This is a genomic window from Candidatus Palauibacter soopunensis, from assembly GCF_947581735.1.
Taxonomy (GTDB): Bacteria; Gemmatimonadota; Gemmatimonadetes; order Palauibacterales; family Palauibacteraceae; genus Palauibacter; species Palauibacter soopunensis.
In genome coordinates, this window is record NZ_CANPVT010000038.1 from 116,948 (window position 1) to 135,567 (window position 18,620).

Annotated in this window: 17 protein-coding genes; 6 read left to right on the top strand and 11 right to left on the bottom strand. The window is 68.0% G+C overall.

Annotation, left to right across the window (positions count from 1 at the left end; translation table 11 throughout):
- Positions 1-99 precede the first annotated feature (99 nt).
- A complete protein-coding gene (locus tag RN901_RS10760) occupies positions 100-780 on the top strand; it encodes a hypothetical protein (RefSeq protein ID WP_310758284.1) in 681 nt (226 codons plus the stop codon).
- A gap of 61 nt (positions 781-841) precedes the next feature.
- Here the strand turns inward: RN901_RS10760 and RN901_RS10765 are convergent, their stop codons facing one another.
- Positions 842-2,305 (bottom strand): M20 family metallopeptidase, encoded by a 1,464-nt coding sequence (locus RN901_RS10765; protein ID WP_310758285.1) that lies wholly within the window; start codon positions 2,303-2,305, stop codon positions 842-844.
- Positions 2,306-2,434: 129 nt separating this feature from the next.
- Between RN901_RS10765 and RN901_RS10770 the strand changes: the two genes are divergently transcribed.
- Entirely contained in the window at positions 2,435-3,301 is an 867-nt protein-coding gene (locus RN901_RS10770; RefSeq protein WP_310758286.1) for a DUF481 domain-containing protein, read from the top strand.
- 23 nt (positions 3,302-3,324) lie between these two features.
- Here RN901_RS10770 and RN901_RS10775 read toward each other — a convergent pair whose 3' ends face one another.
- A complete protein-coding gene (locus RN901_RS10775; RefSeq protein ID WP_310758287.1) occupies positions 3,325-4,065 on the bottom strand; it encodes an SOS response-associated peptidase in 741 nt (246 codons plus the stop codon).
- A gap of 77 nt (positions 4,066-4,142) precedes the next feature.
- On the opposite strand from RN901_RS10775, the gene RN901_RS10780 reads away from it, so the two are divergent.
- Positions 4,143-4,997, top strand: a complete 855-nt coding sequence (locus RN901_RS10780) for a nitrilase-related carbon-nitrogen hydrolase (protein WP_310758288.1) — start codon at positions 4,143-4,145, stop codon at positions 4,995-4,997.
- A gap of 32 nt (positions 4,998-5,029) precedes the next feature.
- A complete protein-coding gene (locus RN901_RS10785) occupies positions 5,030-5,890 on the top strand; it encodes an alpha/beta hydrolase (RefSeq protein ID WP_310758289.1) in 861 nt (286 codons plus the stop codon).
- Between the two features lie 3 nt (positions 5,891-5,893).
- Here the strand turns inward: RN901_RS10785 and RN901_RS10790 are convergent, their stop codons facing one another.
- Positions 5,894-6,580 (bottom strand): hypothetical protein, encoded by a 687-nt coding sequence (locus RN901_RS10790; protein ID WP_310758290.1) that lies wholly within the window; start codon positions 6,578-6,580, stop codon positions 5,894-5,896.
- A 57-nt stretch (positions 6,581-6,637) separates the two neighbouring features.
- Between RN901_RS10790 and nudC the strand changes: the two genes are divergently transcribed.
- A complete protein-coding gene (nudC, locus tag RN901_RS10795; RefSeq protein ID WP_310758291.1) occupies positions 6,638-7,618 on the top strand; it encodes an NAD(+) diphosphatase in 981 nt (326 codons plus the stop codon).
- A 3-nt stretch (positions 7,619-7,621) separates the two neighbouring features.
- Here nudC and RN901_RS10800 read toward each other — a convergent pair whose 3' ends face one another.
- Both RN901_RS10800 and RN901_RS10805 read right to left on the bottom strand, forming a co-directional pair.
- Complete coding sequence (locus tag RN901_RS10800) at positions 7,622-9,460, bottom strand: hypothetical protein (protein ID WP_310758292.1); 1,839 nt, start codon at positions 9,458-9,460, stop codon at positions 7,622-7,624.
- 124 nt (positions 9,461-9,584) lie between these two features.
- The gene (locus RN901_RS10805; protein ID WP_310758293.1) at positions 9,585-9,920 is read right to left on the bottom strand and encodes a hypothetical protein; all 336 of its coding nucleotides are present in this window, start codon (positions 9,918-9,920) and stop codon (positions 9,585-9,587) included.
- Between the two features lie 76 nt (positions 9,921-9,996).
- Here RN901_RS10805 and RN901_RS10810 point away from each other — a divergent pair, with 76 nt between their 5' ends.
- A complete protein-coding gene (locus RN901_RS10810; protein WP_310758294.1) occupies positions 9,997-10,419 on the top strand; it encodes an SRPBCC domain-containing protein in 423 nt (140 codons plus the stop codon).
- Here the strand turns inward: RN901_RS10810 and RN901_RS10815 are convergent.
- The 6 genes from RN901_RS10815 to dcm all read right to left on the bottom strand — a co-directional run bounded on the left by RN901_RS10815 (position 10,416) and on the right by dcm (position 18,121).
- A complete protein-coding gene (locus tag RN901_RS10815) occupies positions 10,416-11,564 on the bottom strand; it encodes a glycine cleavage T C-terminal barrel domain-containing protein (RefSeq protein ID WP_310758295.1) in 1,149 nt (382 codons plus the stop codon). The two genes, RN901_RS10810 and RN901_RS10815, sit on opposite strands and share 4 nt — an antisense overlap.
- A gap of 125 nt (positions 11,565-11,689) precedes the next feature.
- A complete protein-coding gene (locus RN901_RS10820) occupies positions 11,690-12,994 on the bottom strand; it encodes an aminotransferase class V-fold PLP-dependent enzyme (protein WP_310758296.1) in 1,305 nt (434 codons plus the stop codon).
- Between the two features lie 110 nt (positions 12,995-13,104).
- Positions 13,105-15,237, bottom strand: coding sequence for a hypothetical protein (locus RN901_RS10825; RefSeq protein ID WP_310758297.1), 2,133 nt, complete (start codon positions 15,235-15,237; stop codon positions 13,105-13,107).
- A gap of 126 nt (positions 15,238-15,363) precedes the next feature.
- Complete coding sequence (locus RN901_RS10830) at positions 15,364-15,849, bottom strand: very short patch repair endonuclease (RefSeq protein ID WP_310758298.1); 486 nt, start codon at positions 15,847-15,849, stop codon at positions 15,364-15,366.
- Complete coding sequence (locus RN901_RS10835; protein WP_310758299.1) at positions 15,849-17,138, bottom strand: type II restriction endonuclease; 1,290 nt, start codon at positions 17,136-17,138, stop codon at positions 15,849-15,851. The genes RN901_RS10830 and RN901_RS10835 overlap by 1 nt, the downstream gene beginning before the upstream one ends.
- Entirely contained in the window at positions 17,135-18,121 is a 987-nt protein-coding gene (dcm, locus tag RN901_RS10840; protein WP_310758300.1) for a DNA (cytosine-5-)-methyltransferase, read from the bottom strand. The genes RN901_RS10835 and dcm overlap by 4 nt, the downstream gene beginning before the upstream one ends.
- Between the last annotated feature and the right edge of the window lie 499 nt (positions 18,122-18,620).

Below are 18,620 nucleotides of genomic sequence, written 5' to 3' on the forward strand. Positions count from 1 at the left end.
GCCCGGGCGGAGGCCGCCCCCCGAGTCGTCGTGAATAAATGGAGCCGCGGGTAACGACGCGGCGCTGATCAGCAACCGTTTTTCGCGATGGAGGGAACCATGGAAATGGACTGGGACGCGATACTGCTCGAGCCGATCCGTGTCTTCGTCGATCAACTGGTCGGGTTCCTGCCCAACCTGTTGGCCGTGTTGGCGATTCTGATCGTTGGCTGGATCGTCGCCAAGCTGATCAAGACGGGGCTCGTCCGGCTTCTCGGGGCGGTGAAGGCGGACAGCGTGGCAGAGAGGATCCAACTGGCGGAGATGCTGGCCAGGGGAGGCATCGAGCGCACGTTCTCCCAGCTGGTCGGAGCCCTGGCCTACTGGATCGTCATGCTCGTCGTGCTGGTGGCGGCGCTGAACGCGCTGCAGCTCACCGCCACCGCCGAGCTGCTTCAGCGACTCGTCGGCTTCCTGCCCACGATCGTGACGGCCATCGTCGTGCTGATTCTCGGAATCCTGGCTGCCGGTTTCCTCGGGGCGACGGTCCGCGCCGTGGCCAGCAACGCGGGCATCGCGCAAGCCCAGGTGCTGGGGCAGTTCGCACAGGTCGTCGTCATCATCTTCGCCGTGGTCGTGGCCCTGCAGCAGGTTCAGGTCCAGTTCGTGGGCGACGCCTTCCTGATCATCCTCGCGGCCATCGGCTTCGGCCTGGCCCTCGCCTTCGGGCTTGGCTGCAAGGATCTGGCGGGCCGCTGGATGAGCGACTTGGTCGACCGCCTTTCGCCGCGAAAGAACTAGGCCGGGTGAGGGACCAGCCGTCAGCTCCGGGCTTGCCGGCCCGGAGCCTGGCGGTCAAGACCTAGCGGCGGTAGTCGAGGGGCGGCGGCCGGTCGCCCAGCAGCGCGGAATACTCGAAGTCCGCGCCACGGTGCGCCCTCAGCTCCTCCCACGCCGCGGCGATCACGTCGGGCGACTGGAAGAGTTCGATCGTCGTCAGGGCGAGCGTCTTCGCCGCGACGATCATCCCCTTCGTCCCGATGTCGGTGCCCCCGGCCGCCACAGCCTGCCAGCTGTGCGCCGACGTGCCCGGCACCCAGGTGGCCGTCGACAGCCCCGTCGTCGGCACGACCCAGCTCACGTCGCCGACGTCGGTCGATCCGCCGCCCGCGGGGTCGACCCCGAACTCCTCGATCTCGCCCTCGGAGCCCAGCGGCCGTGAGGGACCGCCCTCGAACGTGGCCTGGATCTTCCGGGCGAAGGCCTGTTCGGCCTCCGTGTACTCCACGCCTCCGACCTTGCGAAGGTTCGCGTCCATCACCGTGCCTAGCGCGACGTTCGGGACCAGATCGTAGAGCCCGTGGATCACTTCGTATTCCATTTCGGTCCCGGTGCCCAGCGCCGCGCCCTCGGCCGCGCGCGCCACGCGCTCGAACAGTTCGAGCACCATGGGAGCGTCCGGGTGCCGCACGTAGTAGTAGACCTCGGCGAAGTCCGGCACGACGTTGGGCGCGAATCCGCCCTGCGTGATCACGTAGTGGATGCGCGTCTCCTGCGGGACGTGCTCGCGCAGCAGGTTCACCATGTGATTCATGGCCTCGACCCCGTCGAGCGCGCTCCGCCCCCGCTCCGGCGCCCCCGCGGCGTGCGCCGAATACCCCGAGAAGCGGAACTTCGCGGACTTGTTGGCCAGCGAGCGCCCCACTCTCGCGCTGTTTTGCGCGCCGGGATGCCAGTGCAGCGCCACGTCCACGTCCTCGAACAGGCCCGCGCGCACCATGTACACCTTCCCCGCGCCGCCCTCCTCCGCCGGTGTGCCGTAGAGCCGGACCGTCCCCTCGTGTCCCGTCTCTTCCAGCCATTCCTTTACCGCGATGGCGGCCGCGACGGAGCCCGCGCCGAACAGGTGGTGTCCGCACGCGTGGCCCGCGCCTCCGGCGATGATGGGGGAGCGCTCGGGAACCGCGTCCTGGGAGATGCCCGGCAGGGCGTCGTATTCGGCAAGGATCCCGATGACCGGGCCTCCGGAGCCGTAGCTCGCCACGAAGGCCGTGGGCATGTCGGCGACGCCGGACTCGACCGAGAACCCCGCGGCTTCGAGTTCACCCTTCAGCAGCTCGGAACTCTGCTCCTCCTGGTAGCCGACCTCGGCCCACTCCCAGATCTGGCGCGCCACGCTCCCGTAATGGTCCCGGCGCGCCTCGATCGCCGAGATCTGCGCGTCCTGGGCCGCCACGAGGGGCAGCGGGAATACGGCCACGAAGGCGCCGGCGAGGAGCTGGCGGCCGCGAAGCCTGCTGTTGAAGACCGGGAACCTGTCTGACATGGACATGCCTCTGGAACTCCTCGAAGGGGGACGGATAGAACGGTCTGAAGAAGCTGGCCCGGCGAAGCGCGTCTGGCTAGCCTTGGTCGCCATTTCTCATACCGATCACGGTGGTTGGGGGTGGAGAACATGAAGTCGTGGATCATGCTGCTGGCGGCGGGGACGATCGCCGCGCCCGTCGCGTCGCTCCAGGAAGAACTACAGGAAGAAGAAGAGACGGAGATCCGCTGGTCCTACAGCGCGGAACTGAGCCTGCTCTTCACTTCGGGGAACTCCACCGTGCGCACGTTCGGCCTCGGCGGCGGCGCCCGCCGCGAATGGGGCGGGGGAGAACTGTCGCTGACCGCGGGAGGTCTCCGAACCGAGTCCGGTACGACCCGGCGCGTCGCCGTTGGGACTCCGGACAACTTCACCGTGACGAGCGATGCCGATCCCGAGCCGACGGCCGAGAACTACTTCGCGCGTGGCGAATTCGAGCGTTCGTTCTCGGATCACGTCCACCTCACGACCGGCGCCGGCTGGGAGCGGAACACCTTCGCCGGGTACGAGAGCAAGCTCTCCCTGGTGGGCGGCATCGGGAACATGTGGATCGATACCGAGACGACCCGGCTCAAGAGCGACTACGGGTTCACGTACACCGTCCAGGACGATGTCGTCGATGACCCCGACAAGAGTTCGAGCTTCGGAGGCATCCGCGTCTCCACCAACTTTCGGCGCCAGTTGACGGAGACGGCCAACCTCGAGAGCACGCTGACGCTGGACGAGAACCTCACGGATGCGGCGGACCTCCGCGCCGACCTCGCCAACTCGCTGGCGGTCGACATCAACAGCTCCCTGGCCGTGAAGACGGGGCTCCGGCTCGCGTGGGACAACGCGCCGGCCCTGACGCGGGCGCCGCTGGAGGAGCCCGGAGGGGCCCCGACCGGGGAGACGGTCCTCGTTCCGCGCCACAAGCTCGACTCCACGCTGACGATCGCGCTGGTCGCCAACTTCTAGCAGTGCGTCGCCGGCTTCCGGCGTCAGAAGAACCCGAGCTGGTCGGGGGGCGCGTCGCCCACCGGGGGGCGCTCGCGCCAGCCCGGTGCCTCCCGGATCGGGGCGCTGCGCGGCTCCGCGCACGCCGCATCGTCCACGGCGACGCGGTTGACCCGGCGGCTGACCGCGAACACCTCCAGTGCCTCCTCGGCGAACGGCCGGAGCGGTTCCATGGTGCGCTCGGAGATGTCGAGATCGAGCCACATCTGCGCGCCCTCGCCCTCGATGATGACCGGCATGCGGTCGTGGAGCGGCTCGAGCAGCGCGTTCGCGTCCGTCGTGACGATCGTGCAGGAGGGGATCCTGCCGTCCGGTCCCCGCCACACGTCCCACAGGCCCGCGAGCGCCATCGGCTTCCGGTCCCGGCGCCGGATGAAGTACGGCTGCTTCAGACCGCCCTCCTTCCGCCATTCGTAGAAGCCGTCGGCGAGGATGGCGCAGCGCCGGTCGATCACGAGGTCTCGAAACGCGCGCCTCGTTTCGAGCGACTCGGAGCGGGCGTTGATCAGCGGCAGGAGTGACGCGAGATCCTCGGTCCAGTTCGGGATCAGCCCCCAGCGAAGGGGAACGAGCTCTCGTCCGGCGGCGCCCCGCCTGAGCGCGATGACCTCGTCCGTGGGCGCCACGTTGTAGCGGGCGGACCATTCCTCGAGCCGCGAAGGATCGGCCTCGAAGAGTTCAGCCAGGTCCGGGACCGGGGTCTGAAGGCTGAATCGTCCGCACATGCGTGCATACTAACGCTCACCGACGCGATAAGCGGACCCCCGTTGCGGGTCCCGGCGCGCGCGCCGACAATCCTCCGATGAAAATCGCACTTGTACAGCAATCGGCGGGACCCGACCGCGCCCGCAACCTCGAACGCGCGCTCGACGCGATGGGACGCGCCGCGTCGGAGGGCGCCGATCTCGTGGCGTTCCCCGAACTCGCGATCGACCGCTTCTTCCCGCAGCGGCCGGACGACCCCGGCGCCGCGGAGATCGCGGAGCCGATCCCGGGTCCGACCTGCGACCGAATCGCGGCGCGCGCCGCCGAACTCGGCCTCGTCACGGTGTTCAACCAGTACGAACTCGGGCCCGACGGACGGTGCTACGACAGCACCCCCGTCTTCGACGCGGATGGCTCGCTGCTCGGGGTGACGCGGATGATGCACATCACCGAGTACGCGTGCTTCCACGAACAGCACTACTACGCGAAGGGCGACACCGACGCGCTCGTCTACGACACCGCCGTCGGACGCGTGGGGGTCGCGATCTGCTACGACCGCCACTATCCCGAGTACATGCGGCGCCTCGGGGAACGTGGGGCGCAGCTCGTCGTCATCCCGCAGGCGGGCGCGGTCGGAGAGTGGCCCGAGGGGCTGTTCGAGGCCGAGTTGCGCGTGGCGGCGTTCCAGAACGGCTACTTCGCGGCGCTGGCCAACCGCGTCGGCGCGGAGCCCCGCCTCACCTTCGCCGGAGAGTCCTTCGTCGTCGATCCGGAGGGCGTCGTCCTCGCGCGGGCGCCGGAAGGAGAAGAGGCGATGCTCTACGCCGACGTGGACCTCTCGCGGTGCGCGACCTCGACCGCCCGCCGGCTGTTCTGGCGCGACCGGCGCCCCGACGTGTACGCGCGCTGGACCGAGAGCCTCGCCGCGGCGTCGTCCGTCCCCGGCCGCTGACCCCGACCGTCCGCCGCCGCCGGCCCCCGCTCGTGGAACTCCTCATCGTCGTGGTCGCCCTCGTCGGCCTGATGGCCGTCGTCCGTCTCTTCATGCCCCGGATCGTCCCCTTCTTCGTCTTCTATCCGGAGACGCTGCAGCCGCACGAGACCCATCCGCGATACTGGGGATTCCCGCAGGCCACGGAGGTCCGCATCCCGACCGAGGACGGGATCGAACTGCACGCGTGGTGGTTTCCGGCGGACCCACCGGAAGGGCGCGGAACCGCGATCTACTTCCACGGCAACGCCGGGCACCTGGGAGATCGCGGAACGGTGGCGGCGGCGCTCTCGAACCTCGGACTCGACGTCCTCCTGCCCGACTATCGAGGCTACGGAGCGAGCGAAGGGAAGCCCTCGGAGGAAGGTCTCTACGCCGACGCGAGGGCGGCGTACCGGTGGCTGGTGGACGAGCGGGGCGTCGATCCCGAGCGTCTCCTTCCCCTCGGGAACTCCCTCGGAAGCTCCGTGGCGGCGGAACTCGCGGTGAGTCGGCCGGTGGCCGGCGTCGTCCTCCTCGGGCCGTTCACGGATACCGCGGCTATCGCCCGGCACCGCCTGTCGTGGCTCCCGGATTGGTATCTGGACTGGGTGCACAACCGTTTCGACACGCTGGAGCGGGCGCTGCGCCTCGAGGTGCCGACGTTCGTGGCCGCCGGCGAGGAGGACCGGGTCATTCCGCCCGGCCAGAGCCGGGAGGTCTTCGAGGCGCTCCAGGGACCCCGCCGCTGGCTCGAGATCCCGGGGGCGGGGCATAACGACATCTTCTCGCACGAAGCGCTATGGCGGGAACTCCACCGCTTCACCCGCGACGTCCTTTCGAGCGGACTTCACGACGACTCGGTATCGCCCTGACGCTCAGGGCAGGAACCATGCGGCGGCGGCCGCGAGGTCGGGCGCGACGTGTACGGGGTCGGCGTCGTCCGGGCGGGGCTCGTTCTTGCGGTTGACCCACAGCACGGGGACTCCGAGTGCCGTCGCGGCGACCACGTCGTGGAAGAGGCTTTGCGCCACGTGCAACCACTGGTCGAAGCCCGCGGCCCACTCCCGCCCGCGCTCGAAGTGCGGCGCCGCCGGTTTGTAGCTGCGCAGCCGCTGGGCCGTACCGAGGAGGTCGAACTCGACCTCGAAGTGCTTCAGCGTCCCGGCGAGCAGATCGTCGTCGATGTTCGAGAGGATGCCGAGCGTGACTCCGGCGGCGGCGAGGCGCACCAGCGCCGGATTCGTGTCGGTGAAGGGCCGCCAGGAGGGGATGCTCGCGGGGACGCCGGCCGCCAGCTGGTCCGACGTATCCCATCCGTTCGCGCGCGCGACTTCCAACGCGGTCTCGGTGAGCAACTGCCGGTAGGGACGGTACTCGCTCGTCTTGAGCCGGTTCTGGGCCGCGTGGAATTCGCCCAGGAGCTGCCCGTCAGCGACCACGGCCGCCTCCGCATGCGCAGCCCGGAGCGCCGCGAGAATCCCGCCTTCCCAGTCGATCAGCGTGCCGTAACAATCGAACGTGAGGAGGGTACCCCGTCCCGCCGTCCCCTCGAAACTGTGCATGTTCTCCCTCGAAACCGCTACGTTCCCCTTATGTCGGCCGGCGAGATCTTATCGGGCGTGGCGGGGGAGGGCCACCGGAGACCGAACCCCTTCGCGGGCGGCGGCCTCGACCGCGCCACCCATCTGCGGGCCGACCCCCGGTGGCTCTCCGACCGGCTGTCCGATCCTTCGTCCCGCATCGTCCCCGTGTGGCGCGAACGCAGCCTCGTGGTCCAGACGACGCGGGAAACCGGAGCGGAAGCCGACGGCTTGGCCTATGAGCCGGTACTCCTTCCGCCAGAAGTCGCCGCTTCCGCCTCGGAACCGTCCGGGGAATGGATCTTTCTCGGACTCGAAGGGGGACACGACGGAGGCCGCGCACTGTTCGCCACCGATGTGTCCGGCGACGCCGGGGATGCCACGGAAGGGCCGCCCTCCGACAGCCCGCTCGACGGGGCGGGGGAGTTCCTCGATCTCCGCGGCGTGGGGGCGATGCTGGGGCAGGGAGACGGCTCCCTCCTGGCCTACGCCCGGGCGATCGTCACCTGGAGCCGCCGGCACCGCTTCTGCGGCACGTGCGGCTGCCCGACCCGCCCTGCGCAGGGTGGGCACGTCCGGCGGTGCGGCGAAGAAACGTGCGGAGCGGAGCATTTTCCCCGCACGGATCCAGCCATCATCGTGCTCGTGACCGATGGAGACCGCTGCCTGCTGGGGCGGAAGGACATCTGGCCGGAGGGCGTCTACTCCACGCTGGCCGGCTTCGTGGAGCCGGGCGAGAGCCTGTCGGAAGCCGTCGTCCGGGAGGTCCGCGAGGAGTCGGGGATCGAAGTGGGCTCGGTCCGCTATCGCTCGTCCCAGCCGTGGCCCTTCCCGGCGTCGCTGATGCTCGGCTTTCGGGCCGAGCGCGTGGGCGGCGAACTGACCGTCGCGCGGCAGGAACTCGTCGATGCGCGCTGGTTCGAGCGCGCCGACTTCGCCCGCCGGCGCGAGATCGGCCTCCGGCTCCCGGGTCGCGTGTCGATCTCTCGCCGCCTGATCGAGGACTGGCTCGCCGGCTAGCCGCTAGTCGGCGCCTGTGCTCCGAGTGGCGAGCGCGACGACCTCGATGGCGGCCTCACGCATCGTAACGGCGAGCGTGCCTCCGTCGGGGCTCATGCTCGGCTGGAGTGCGCCGAGCGTGCCGGTCGTAACCTGTTCCGTCGCCCCGGTTGCGATGTCCACCTTCCACACCTGAAAGGGTCCGACGCCGTCGTTGCGCGAGTAGAAGAGCGACGCGCCGTCGGCGCTCCACTCCGGCGCGCTGTACGGCTCGCCGTTGACAAAGGAGAGCACGGCCGTGGGGGTTCCACCCGCTGCCGGCACCGTGTAGACGGTGACGCGTCCGTCCTCGAAAGAGCGTCCGTAGAAAGCCAGCCGCTCACCGTCCGGCGAGAAACGGGCTCCCATGGCATAGCCCCGGAACCCGTCGAGCGGGACCCGGATGGGGTCGGCGGCCGCGCGCCCCGTGGCGGGGTCGACGGCGACCGAGTACACGGACCCCGGGTTCCCCTCGAGCGGTGGGCCGTGACTGCTGAAGGCGAGCGTCCGACCGTCGGGGCTCCAATCCGGCTCGCCGGTGTCCGCACCCGGTCCGAAGTGCGTGAGTCGCGTGGGTCGTTCGCTCCCGCCGACCGGGACGAGCCATATGTCGTCGCTCCCCTCCATGTGCGAGTGGAAGGCGAGCCAGCGGTCGTCGGGCGACCAGGCGGCTCCGTAATCTTCGCCCTCCTCCGAGAGGAGCGTTCGGACGGTGCCGGTCGGGGCGCCCTCCGCATCGAGGTCAAGGACGCCCAGGTCGAAGTCGATCGGCATGCGAACGCGCCGCCAGGAAAACGTGATGAATCCCAGCGCCCCCCCGCCGGGGTGCCAGGAAGGCAGGAAGGCGCTCGTGGAACCTGTCGTCGTCACATCGGTGGGTTCTCCTCCGGTCGCCGGCACGAGGCCCACCGCGGTGCGCGTGTGGTACGCACTGAGCGCGACGCGACCGTCGGCGAGCGGCGTGACCGCGAGCACGTCACGGCCGTCGTGCTCCAGCCGTTCGGCCGGGCCGCCGTCCAGCGGCACGCGCCAAGCGACAAAGAGCGAGTCGTCGATCCCCGCGGCCGCGAGATGGAGCGCGCCGCCTGTGGGGGACCACTCGACGCGGCGGTCCCATCCGAGCTGGAGGTCGGCGGCCAGTGTACGCGTCTCGCCCGATGCGATCTCCGTCACGGTCAGGTCCGCGCGTCGGCCCGCCGCGCGAAAGTATGCCACCGCGCGCCCGTCGGGCGATCGTACGGGCGCGACCCATCCCCCGGCGCGGTCGACGACCAAAGACATCGCGCGGTCGGGTCCCGGCGCATACGCGACCCACGCCGTATCGGCACCCGCGTATCGAAGCGCCGTCACGGTCCCGTCGGGCAGCAGTCGCGGATAGTCCAGGCGTGCGTCCCCGGGATCCACGAGGCGCGTCTCCCGGCCGGTCGTCGGGTCCAGGGTCCAGACACCGTGGCGATCGGACTGGCGGTCGATGTAAACGACGCGCGAACCGTCGGGCGACCAGGTCACCCGTGACCGTCCCCCCTGCGTCCTCGTCACCGCGCGGCCGACTCCGGTCGCTACGTCGTAGACCGTCAGCGATCTCTTGTCCGCGGCATAGTCGGCGAAGACGACTCGATCGCCGGCGGGCGACGGAATGCCGGGGTAGGCGTCGTAGAGGTCGGTGTGGACGTGTCGCGCGAGCACGACGTCCGACACCTCTTCGACGTTGCCTCCGCACGCCGCCGCCGAGAGGAGCGGCACCGCCGCGAGGCCGCGGCGCACAGTCGACAGGCGCCGTGACGTCCGCGGATAAAACGCGGGCCCATTGAGGGTGAAGCTCATCTGATCTCCTTCCGGTCATGTGATGGCACATGCACCAGATGTGCGCGGCTCGAGCGCGCGCGGCGTGAGAGGGGCGGTGGAGCGCAACGCGCGCCCGCACCGACGACCATGTCGGAGTGAGAGATCAGATCCGGGGTGGTGCCCGGGGAAGTACCGGCGACGCAGGTGCGTCGGGCAGATCGGCGGCGGATGCCGGAGATGTCGAGGCCGCAAGCGTCGACGAGTCCGGCGACCACGACGTGGCGGTGGCCAGCACGGCTGGAACAGACCCGAGTCCGAGGAGGGCGCAGCTTGCCGCAGGTCCCTCGTGCTCGCACTCGCCATCGGCGCGGTGAAGCTCTGCGACGGGGACGGCGTGATGGTCGTGGAAAACCTCCAGCATGGGCAGGATGCCCATCAGGAGGAGGTGCGCCAGCAGCACCCATCCGTCACGCCGTCGGTTCGACCGGAACCTCATCATCGCCTTATGATCGTCTTCACCGGGGTGGGACGATATTCGTCGTGAACTGGGACCGGCAAGGGAGCCGAGAAACAGTTTGACTCCACTCGAAGCGATCAACCGGACGATCGAGCTGGACGCCTCGCCCGCGCGCGTGTGGGTGGCGCTGGCCGACCCCGACGGGCTGGGCTCGTGGTTCCCCGACCGGGTGGAGGGACTCGCGCCGGAAGAGGGGTCACAGGGCTGGCTCGTGTGGGACAATCACGGGCGGTACGCCATCGCGATCGAGTGGCTGGAGGCCGGGCGCCGACTCGTGTGGCGCTGGGCCCGGAAGCCCGAGACCCCGCTCGAGGGCGGTTACAACACGACCGTCGAATGGTCGCTCATCGAACGCGAAGGCGGCGGGACGATCCTGCGCCTGGTCGAGAGCGGCTTCCGGACCGAGAGCGACCGCCAGGACAACGTCGGCGGCTGGGAACACGAACTCGGCGAACTCGTCGACTACCTCACGACCGGCTAGGACTTCGGGATGTCTTTGCCCGGATCCACGAAAGGCCGGGGCACGACCGTCGCGTCGCGTTCTCCGTCCGGTGTCGCCACGCTGAGGCGCGTACCCAGTTCTCCGGAGGCGGCCGGCACCAGGGCGTAGCCGATGTTGCGCCCGAGACGGGGCGAGTGGACGGCCGAGGTCACGAAGCCGATCGCCGCTCCGTCCCGGCTCACCGGCCAGCGGTTCATGTTCAGGTCGAGCGGGGCGCCCGAAATCTCGATGCCCGCGAGGAGCCGCCGGGGCCCCTCCTCGGCGATACGGGCCAGTGCCTCGCGGCCGATGAAGTCGCCCTCCTGCTCGAAGTCGACCTGCCAGCCGAGCCCGACCTCGTAGGGGTTCGTGTCGAGCGTCATGTCGATGCCGTAGTTGAGGATGCCGGCTTCGATGCGGCGGATGTCCGACGGACCCGTGGGAGAGATGCCCAGATCGCGTCCCGCCTCCATCACACGGTCCCAGAGTTCGACGCCCCGGCTTCCGTCCCTGAGGTAGATCTCGTAACCGACCTCGCCGCTCCACCCCGTGCGGGTCACGACGACCGGGATGCCGTCCAGGTCCGTCTCCAGGAACCAGTAGTAGCGGAGCTTGAGGACGTCCTCTCCGAACAGCCGGCGCACGACCTCCTTTGACTTCGGACCCTGCACCTGCATCGGCGACACGTCCGGCTCGCAGATCTCGACGTCGAGGCCGGCGTTGAGCGCGATCCCCTTCGCGTACAGCAGCACATCGCTGTCCGCCAGCGCGAGCCAGAAGTGGTTCTCGCCCAGGCGCAGCAGCACCGGATCGTTCACGATGCCCCCGTCCGCGGCGCCGATGAGGACGTACTTGCCCTGCCCGACGGCGCACTTCGACAGGTCCCTGGGGGTGAGCAGGTTCGTGAACTCGAAGGCGTCAGGCCCCGTGATCTCCACCTGCCGCTCGACGCTCACGTCCCACACCGTGACGCCGTTCAGGAGCTTCTCGTACTCCACGTGCAGATCGTCGTAGCGCGTCGGGAGAAACATGTGGTTGTAGACCGTGTAGCTCCGGCAGCCGTCCCGGAGGGTGGCCTCGAAGTACGGCGAGCGGCGGAGCCGCGCCCCGCGCTGGATCAAGGCCATGTCGAAAGTATCGGTCATGAGGTCTCCCCCTCGGGTCTACGGGTCGGTGCCACAGGACGGAATCGGTGAAACCGCACTTGTCGCGACGGGAACGTTCCCGCGGGAACGTCGGGGACGGTTCGGTCGCCGGCGCCGGCGCGGCGTCAGGCGGGGATGCCGTGCTTTATCGCGCGGGTCATCGCGTCCACGAAGCGGTCCAGTTCCTCGAGCGTCGTGTACGTGGATGGGGAGATTCGCAGGCCCGTGAACTCGGCGTGGTTGATGCCGACCGTGAAGATCCGGTGTTTGTTCCACAGCCAGTTGCGGAGCGTGCTCGTATCGATCCCCTCGACCTGGACGTTCGCGATCCCGCACGCGAAGCCCGGCTTGAGGCTCGTGTTCAACCTCACGCGGTCGTGCTGGAGGAGTTGCTCGGCCCAGTAGTTCCGCAGGTGGACGAGCCGCGCCTCCTTGCGCTCGCCGCCGACGAGCTGGTGGAAGGTGAGCGCTTCCCCGATGGCGAGGAAGTTGGCCTCGGGGTGCGTGCCGATCGCCTCGAACTTCCGGATGTCGTCGTCGCGGCTCTCCGCCGCGGCCTGCAGCGGCCAGATCTCGGGAATCTTGTCCCGCCGCACGTAGAGGAGGCCGGTCCCGACCGGGGCATGGAGCCACTTGTGGAGGCTGACCGCATAGTTGTCGCAGTTTAGATCGGATAGGGTAAAGTCATGGTGCGCAAGTGAATGTGCGCCGTCCACGATGACCGGGATGTCGTAGCCGCGCGCCATCTCCACTACCTCGCGCACCGGGAGGATCTGTCCGGTGATGTTGATCATGTGGCACATGAGGATGAGCCGCGTGCGGTCGGTGATCTGCTCCTCGAACAGCCGAACGACCTCCGCCGGATCCTCGGCGGGAATCGGGATCTTGAACTGCTTCATGACGATCCCCTCGCGGCGCTCGCGCTGCTGGAACGTCGTAATCATGCGCCCGTAGTCCTGAGTCGTCGTCACGACCTCGTCGCCGCGCTCCAGGTCGTACCCGTTCTGGAGGATCTGGAGGCCTTCGGACGCGTTGCGCGTGATTGCGACCTCCTCGGGGTCCACGTCCCACTGCCGGGCGAGCCGGGCGCGGACGCCCTCCCGCTGCGGCTCCAGGATCTGCCACCCGTTGTAGACCGGGATCTGGTTCGCGAAGTCGAGATCCCGCTTCATCGCCTCGAGCACGTGGGCGGGCGTCGGGCTCACGCCCCCGTTGTTGAGGTTGACGAGGGAACGGTCGGTCGTGAACGCCTTCTGGATCTCGATCCAGAACTCCTCGTCCCGCGCGATCTCCTCCGGGGAGCCCGGGGTATGGGACAGGTCGCGGGCCGCCGCGACCGCGGTGCTCCACTTCGCGGGAACGACGGTCATGGCCCCCGCGGCAGCGGCGGAGCCCCCGAGGCGGGCGAGGAATCGTCGGCGGGTGGGCATACGGCCTCCTGGCTGGTTCGGCGTCCTCAGTTCTCCACGGAAATAGGCGGCTTCCGGCGCCCGGAGCAAGTGCGCGGCCCGGTGGGCCCGCGCGGCGCGCCGGACCTGCGCTAACGCCTCCAGGCCGCCGCGTCGGGAATCCCGCGGCTGTAGAGCACCTCCAGGCCCCCCGCGGCCCGGGCCAGGTCGGCGGCCGCCGCTTCCGCCAGCGCGGCTTCTCCCGAGTGGCGCAGTATGCCGCGCACCCGCCCGGCCACGGGGTCGAGCAGGATCGCGACCGGGCGGTCGCTCTCGCCGTCCAGCGTCGTGGATCCCTCCGGCCCGAACAGTGTGATCCGCGCCAGCACGTCCGACCACGCCGGCTCCGTAGGGAGCGCGAACGCGAACGAAGCGCGTCCGTCCCCGTCGGCCACCGTCGGCATGTCGAAACTCAACGCGAATAGTTCGCGATCGTCGGCCGTCAGCCCGGTCAGCCGGTAGGCGCCGCCGGCACGCGGCAGGACAGCCGGGGCATCGATGACCATCGCCGGGTCCAGGAACAGGTTGTTCTCCTCGTCAACGCCGCCCCAGAGGAGCAGGGATTTCGCCGGGGCCGCCGCGCCGCCGTCCGCCGCGCCGCCGGCCCGGTTGAGGCGGAAATTGAGCATGTTCGTGAAGTTGTAACCGCTGACCCAACGCGGCTCGCAGTAGGTCATCAGATCCGGAGCATTCGGCGGCACCAGCACGTCGTTCCGGAAATCGAATCCCCAGGCGCCGATGGAACCATCGCGCTGAGGGAAGGACGGATCCGGGCCGGCCGCCCCGCCGCACGGCGCGTGAACGAGACTCAGGTTGTGGCCGAGTTCGTGCGCGATGACGTCCGGCAGAGGTATGCTCGAACTCGAATAACCACCCAGGCGCGCCACGCCACGCAGCGAGGTCGTTCGGGGAGCCAGCCCGGCGTAATAGCCGGCACCGCCCTCCGTGATTCGAATGGCTTCCGTGTCCCGGAGCACGCTGTTCAACTCGATCGTCGACGCCAGCACGGGTTCGTGCACGTTCACATCGAGACGGGCCACGGGTAGGAGCCGGTTCACGTCCCGGAGCAGGTCCGACTCGGCGTTCAGGTTGCGGGTGAACTCCAGGATCGAAGAATCGGGGTCCGAGGCGGCCATGAATGGAATCACGGTCAGGGTGAATGCCGGAACGGCGCGCACGTTCACCTTAGCCTGCCCCGTCTCGGGGATTCGCGCGGTGACGCCCAGCGCGGGATCCAGCGTCCCTTCGGGATCGATCTCCACCACCATCTCCAACCCCGGCTGCAGTACCGAGCCCGGAATCCGCGCGTTCGCCGAGCGGGTGAGGTCTCGCTCCTCGAGCTCCGTTGGAATGCGCGCGGATTGGGCGGGGATGTCGACCGCGTACGTTTCGGCGCCGTTCAGGAAGAAACGCGCGCGGACGTCCGGCAGCCCTTCGTCCGTGCTCTGTTCCGCTCTCACGAATACCCGCAGCAAGCCATCGTCGCCCGCGACCAGCGGAACGGGAAAGTCGACCGATTGCACCGCCTGGGTCACGTACGCGACCGATCCCTCCACGGCGCCGCACGGGGCCACCTGCCGATTGTCCAAGCCATCAAGCCAGCCGAGGAAACCCGGCTCGCGAGGCGCGCACAGTCCCGTGCCCGAGAGCAGGAGCGTCTCAAGCTGTTCCAGCGCCGTGAGGGTGGCAGGAAGAACGCCCTGCAGGCCGCGATTGTATGTCAGGTCAAGGTGCTGCAGGGCCGCAAGACGTCCAAGTTCGGGAGGGATCGATCCGCTAAGCCGGTTCTGCTGCAGAAACAGGCTACGCAGGCGGGACAGGTTCCCGATTTCTGCGGGAATGACGCCGGTCAGGTCGTTCTCCCGGAGATCGAGTACCTCGAGACGCGGCAGGTCGCCCAGCTCGCGGGGGATTTTGCCAGTGAGCAGGTTCTCTCGAAGCGACAGATACTCGACGTTGGCAAGACGGCCGAGTTCGCGCGGAATCCTGTCGACCAGCGTGTTCCAGCGCAGGTCCAGGTTCTTGAGGTTGCGCAGGTTGCCAAGCGTCGACGGCAGCGAGCCGCCGAGACGGTTGAAATGGAGGTTCAGATTCTCCAGTTGCGACAGCTCTCCCAAGGAGGAAGGCACGTCCCCGGTAAGAGCGTTCTGGTACAGGACAAGCCTCCTGAGGTTGGAAAGGTTGCCCAGTTCGGGCGGAACCTCGTTTCGCGGACCGTATAGCATCGTAAATGCATAATTCACAACAGTTTATATAAATGATACATCAGGCAGTGTATCACTCTGAATATGCAGAAATGAACGGGAACACGTTCCACCTCACTGGAAGTCTCCGGACGAAACTGCGTGCTGTCAGCGGCGACCGAGAAACCGCCTGACCGTTTCGGCAACCCGATCCAAGTCCTTCGTCTCGCACTCCCAAATCACGAGGTAACGCCAACCCAGTTCCTCCAAGGCCGCCTCGTTTCGCCGGTCTCGGCGGGCGTTTCCGTCCAGCTTGTCGCGCCAGAACTCCCGCCGAGTCGTGGGCAGCCGGTTTGCCGGACAGCCGACATGGCGGTGCCAAAAGCAGCCGTGGACGAAGATTACCTTGCGGCGCGGCCGGAACACCAGATCGGGTCGGCCCGGCAGTTCCTTGGCGTGGAGGCGATAGCGGTAGCCCATGCCGTGCACGAGCCGCCGGACCACCATCTCGGGTTTGGTGTCCTTCGAACGGATCCGGCTCATCAACTCGCTGCGTTGCCGCGCTGTGAGCGGGTCTGAAGCGGGCCGGCGAACCTCGGCAACTCGTCGGGCCGTGTCGGTGGAGGTTGCGGCAACCTCGGTGATGACTCCCATCAGGCCTGTCGCGCCCCCACGTCCCGGATGAACCGGTCGAAGGTCCACAGCCACTCCTGCTGCGCTTCGGTGTAGGTGGCGTGGAGGGCGTGGGGAACGACCAGTTGCAACTTGGCAACGGACATTTGATGGGTCTGGGACTCCGATATGCCGGGTTCAAGCGTCAGGAGGTGCTTCTCCGGGATCTTCTCCGCCTCGACGAGAACCTGCCGCCAGCGGTCCTTGCACGTCGATTTGGCACCCAGCATGGCCAAGCACCACCAGCCGGCATCCGCTTCCCGATATGCCTCGATGCTCGGAAACAGGAAGTCAGGCCGGTGGTTGTGTTCGGTCACCGGACTCCGCGAGTACGACAGTTTGTGGGCGCGGAAGACGGCCTCGGCATGGTGTTCCAGGGACTGTCCCATCCGGGCCTTGCGTCGGTTCTGAACGCTCAGCGAGAAGCGCAGGAATCCGTCCACGTCAACGCCGTCTTCGCCGGTGAACCCGGCTTGGAGTCGCTCGGCGACCACCCTTCGTTCAAGTCGGCGGAACAGGGCCTCCTCGTGCTCCAGCCAAGCGAGCAGGGTGGCGTCCGGGTCGTCTCTGGGACTCACGGCCTCGGCCAATGTCCTGCGCGCGAGGTCCGAAAACTCGGCGGTCCGTGGGAACGTGGTGCCGAACGGCTCGACGATGCCATCCAGTCTTGCCTCGTCCGCTTCCTCGAACTCGACGGCGAGCTCGTCGAAGATGAAGCGGGCTGCAAACCCCAAAGTCGGCTCGTCCGGCTCGATCTCTCGCGAGTCGAAGGAGTCTTGGGGACGCACTCCGAAGAGCCATGAGAGCTGCCGCTCACTCGTGGATCCCGACGGGGTGACGATGAAGTAGAGGATCCCGTCGTTGTGCAGCGCGAGAAACAGGGCATCGCCACCGCTCATCGCTTCCGTTACGGGATTGGACGGGTAGTACAGACGCCATTCCGGTGAGCGGTGGGGTTGATTCTCCCGCGTGTCGTAGTAGGTGGCGGGCGCGTAGGCGGTGACGCCACCCTGCCCGTGGTCGTGGCCCTGTCCTTGCGATTCGTCCCTCTCGCCGGTTGCCGTCCCCTCGGCGATCAATCCGTCCTGCTCTCGTCCCAGCCAGATGTAGCGGACTTTGAAGCGTCGTTTGTTCTCTCCGAGAACCCGCTTCCGCATGGCCTTGGTGGCGCCGATTTCGTGCTGGTTGGACTTCGTGGGTTCGGCATCGACGTCCGAGAGGTACTTTGCGCCCACTCCCGAAAAGTAGTCGCGCAGTCTTCCGCGCCTCATGCGGTCGCGCCATCGATGTGGGGGGCCATGAGCCGGGCGATGGCGCGGACCACGGGGACCACGACCGCGTTGCCGAATTGGCGGTAGGCTTGCGTGTCCGATACCGGGATCTTGAACCTCGTCCCGCCCGGCCCGTCGAACCCCATCAGCCGCGCGCATTCCCGCGGGGTCAGCCGGCGCGGGCGGCCGTTCTGCCGGATGAGGATTTCGGATCCGTCCTTGTAGTAGCGGGCCGAAAGAGTCCGCGCCACGTCCCCCGGCCCGAACACCGAGCAGCCGAATCCGTTTCCGGCCGCCCGGTGCTTCCTCTTGTAGTCTTGGAGGTAGGTCCAGAGGTGGTCGCTCAGGGTGTACTTCGGATCGACTTCGCTGTCGAGAATGCTCCCAAGGGTGGGAGGATCGCCGCCTGGGATCTCCAGGTCGGCGAAGTCGAAGTCGGTTTCCTTCTCGAAGCCCACGATGAACACCCGCTCGCGCCTCTGCGGCACCCACGGGGAGGCGTCCACGATCCTCGTGCTGACGTTGTAATCCAGTTCGGTCTCCAAGACGTGCATGATGGTGGCGAACGTCCGTCCCCGATCGTGACCCTTCAGATTCTTGACGTTCTCCAGAAGGAAGGCGGACGGACGATGATGGGCGATGATCTTCGCCAGATCGTAGAAGAGTGTCCCCTGCGTGTCGCACAGAAAGCCGTGGGGCCGCCCCAGCGCGTTCTTCTTGGAGACCCCGGCGATGGAGAAGGGCTGGCACGGGAAGCCGGCCAACACGACATCGTGCTCGGGAATCATCTCCGGAAGCGAGGAGTAGGCGCGGATGTCGCCGACGAACTGGTGTCCGTCGCCCGACGGGAAGTTGGCCGCATAGGTCTGTTCGCAGAACCTGTCCCACTCGGACGTGAACACACACCGTCCACCAATCTCGTCGAAGGGACGCCGGAGACCCCCGATGCCCGCGAACAGGTCGATGAACCGGAACCCGCTCATGACATGCACTTTCGGAGGGGCCGCGATTCCACTGCGGGGAAGCCGGGGAGTTCCAGCGCCATCCGGGAATCGCACGGGACGTGGTCCGGCACGGTGCTCGGATCGGGGCGGGAAGGCGTGGGATTTGCTCGGTGGCATACCCTGCGGTATCCACGCTTCAGCAACATCGCCCCGAAGCTCTCCTCGCTGTTCCTGTGGACCGTTCCCTTGACACGCTTGGTGAGAATAATGCTCGCATGGCCACGGGGTTGACAACCCTCGGGGTGAAGTGGCGGTGCTCGGAAACGACCGCCCGGCTTCCACCCCACAGCCTTGTACGGCCCGGTTCCTCCAAGCGGTGCAGCCGATCATGCTGCTCCGCACCCTCAGCGGCTCGGCCCAGCATCGCGGTCCGGCCCGCGCGTCGGCGGCCTTGTCACCAGCCGTGTCCGCGCGGTCTCGCGCCGCCAGATGTCCCGTAGTACTCGGTCAAGCCTGTCACTTGCTCGTCGAGCCGCTC

Coding starts and splice junctions, on each gene's coding strand:
- RN901_RS10830 (WP_310758298.1), bottom strand. CDS start 15,849: ATGGGAGTCATCACCGAGGTTGCCGCAACCTCCACCGACACGGCCCGA.
- RN901_RS10760 (WP_310758284.1), top strand. CDS start 100: ATGGAAATGGACTGGGACGCGATACTGCTCGAGCCGATCCGTGTCTTC.
- RN901_RS10770 (WP_310758286.1), top strand. CDS start 2,435: ATGAAGTCGTGGATCATGCTGCTGGCGGCGGGGACGATCGCCGCGCCC.
- RN901_RS10780 (WP_310758288.1), top strand. CDS start 4,143: ATGAAAATCGCACTTGTACAGCAATCGGCGGGACCCGACCGCGCCCGC.
- RN901_RS10825 (WP_310758297.1), bottom strand. CDS start 15,237: ATGCTATACGGTCCGCGAAACGAGGTTCCGCCCGAACTGGGCAACCTT.
- RN901_RS10820 (WP_310758296.1), bottom strand. CDS start 12,994: ATGCCCACCCGCCGACGATTCCTCGCCCGCCTCGGGGGCTCCGCCGCT.
- RN901_RS10800 (WP_310758292.1), bottom strand. CDS start 9,460: ATGAGCTTCACCCTCAATGGGCCCGCGTTTTATCCGCGGACGTCACGG.
- RN901_RS10815 (WP_310758295.1), bottom strand. CDS start 11,564: ATGACCGATACTTTCGACATGGCCTTGATCCAGCGCGGGGCGCGGCTC.
- RN901_RS10765 (WP_310758285.1), bottom strand. CDS start 2,305: ATGTCAGACAGGTTCCCGGTCTTCAACAGCAGGCTTCGCGGCCGCCAG.
- RN901_RS10835 (WP_310758299.1), bottom strand. CDS start 17,138: ATGAGGCGCGGAAGACTGCGCGACTACTTTTCGGGAGTGGGCGCAAAG.
- RN901_RS10790 (WP_310758290.1), bottom strand. CDS start 6,580: ATGCACAGTTTCGAGGGGACGGCGGGACGGGGTACCCTCCTCACGTTC.
- RN901_RS10805 (WP_310758293.1), bottom strand. CDS start 9,920: ATGATGAGGTTCCGGTCGAACCGACGGCGTGACGGATGGGTGCTGCTG.
- RN901_RS10775 (WP_310758287.1), bottom strand. CDS start 4,065: ATGTGCGGACGATTCAGCCTTCAGACCCCGGTCCCGGACCTGGCTGAA.
- dcm (WP_310758300.1), bottom strand. CDS start 18,121: ATGAGCGGGTTCCGGTTCATCGACCTGTTCGCGGGCATCGGGGGTCTC.